General features: G+C 43.7%; 2 protein-coding genes. Both read left to right on the top strand.

Annotated features, from left to right (window positions below; genetic code table 11):
- The coding region (locus tag AB4496_RS15025; protein ID WP_372131264.1) for a NupC/NupG family nucleoside CNT transporter at nt 1-801 on the top strand (801 nt) is incomplete at its 5' end.
- Nucleotides 802-1,338: 537 nt separating this feature from the next.
- A partial coding sequence (gene deoC / locus AB4496_RS15030) for a deoxyribose-phosphate aldolase (protein WP_372131266.1) occupies nt 1,339-1,822 on the top strand: 484 nt, incomplete at its 3' end.

Below are 1,822 nucleotides of genomic sequence, written 5' to 3' on the forward strand. Positions count from 1 at the left end.
CTAGTTGTTCGTCCATTTGTTCCTAAAATGACTAACTCTGAACTATTCGCAGTAATGTGTGGTGGTTTAGCGTCTGTTGCTGGTGGTGTACTAGCGGGTTACGCATCTATGGGTGTACCTCTAGAGTACCTAGTAGCAGCGTCATTCATGGCAGCACCTGGTGGTCTACTATTCGCTAAAATCATCAAGCCTGAAACTGATGAAGTTGACGAGAACCTAGGTTCAGACATCGACGGTGGCGACGACAAGCCTGCTAACGTTATCGATGCAGCTGCTGGCGGTGCGTCAGTTGGTCTACAACTAGCACTTAACGTTGGTGCAATGCTACTAGCATTCATCGGTCTAATCGCTCTTATCAACGGTATCCTAGGTGGCATCGGTGGTTGGTTCGGTATGGAAAACCTAACTCTAGAACTTCTTCTAGGTTGGATCTTCGCACCGTTAGCATTCATCATTGGTGTTCCATGGGAAGAAGCAACTATTGCTGGTTCTTTCATTGGTCAGAAGACAGTTGTTAACGAATTCGTTGCATACCTAAACTTCGTACCGTACATCGGTGAAAACGCTCAAATCGTTGAAGCGACTGGTCAAGTAATGTCTGTTAAGACTCAAGCAATTATCTCGTTCGCTCTATGTGGTTTCGCAAACCTTTCTTCAATTGCGATTCTTCTAGGTGGTCTAGGTGGTATTGCTCCAAACCGTCGTCACGACATCGCACGTATGGGTGTTAAAGCGGTTGTAGCTGGTACTCTATCTAACCTGATGGCAGCAACAATTGCTGGCTTCTTCCTGTCTTTCTAATCAGTTAGAAATCGATATATAGACGCCATAATAATATCGCCCCGTAGCAAGAAATTGCTGCGGGGCTTTTTTGTTTTTGGGCCTAGTGATTTTGAGCATTAGCATGAGTGAATGCTTGGAGTCGAAAATGGGTCTAGAATGTTTTTTTGAGATACAAACCGTTTGCGTTCTAAGGAGCACTACAATTTATTGATGGATACCTATAATGTATTAGCTAAAGGGATAGGATGTCTCTGCTGGCAAGAAAGTAACATTGAGATTAGCTCGAACGTTATTCTTCTGGGATTAAGCCAAACTTAGCAATACGCTATATTAGCAATACACTATAGATGTTAGACACAACATGACTGATTTGTTGTGCCATAGACCAAACTGGTACTGTGCGGTGACAAGGATTGCAATTGGTAGCGAAAGTTATCAAGTCTTCAGGGAACCAAGTCCGTTCATTTGTGACTACTGAGCATTACTAAAATATCCATCTATACTGGATGGATGGTGAAGTAGTTAACTATTTGAATATATTGATCGGAGATAGAAATGAGCGATTTAAAAGCAGCAGCTCTACGTGCACTTAAACTTATGGACCTAACTACGCTAAATGACGACGATACTACTGAAAAAGTAGTGGCACTTTGTCATGACGCGAAGACTGCAGTTGGCAACACCGCTGCAATCTGTATTTACCCTCGCTTCATCCCAGCAGCTAAAAAGGCGTTGCGTGAGCAAGGTACTCCAGAAGTACGCATCGCGACTGTAACTAACTTCCCTCATGGTGATGACGACATCGAAATTGCTGTTGCTGAAACAAAAGCAGCGGTAGCGTACGGCGCAGACGAAGTTGACGTAGTATTCCCATACCGTGCTCTTATTGCTGGCAACGAAGAAGTGGGTTTTGAGCTAGTTAAACAGTGTAAAGCCGCTTGTGGTGACATCACGCTTAAAGTGATCATCGAAACAGGTGAACTTAAAGAAGAAGCACTGATCAAGAAAGCTTCTCAAATCTGTATCGAAGCAGGTGCAG

It is taken from the genome of Vibrio sp. 10N.222.46.A1, from assembly GCF_041473595.1.
Taxonomy (GTDB): domain Bacteria; phylum Pseudomonadota; class Gammaproteobacteria; order Enterobacterales; family Vibrionaceae; genus Vibrio; species Vibrio tasmaniensis_A.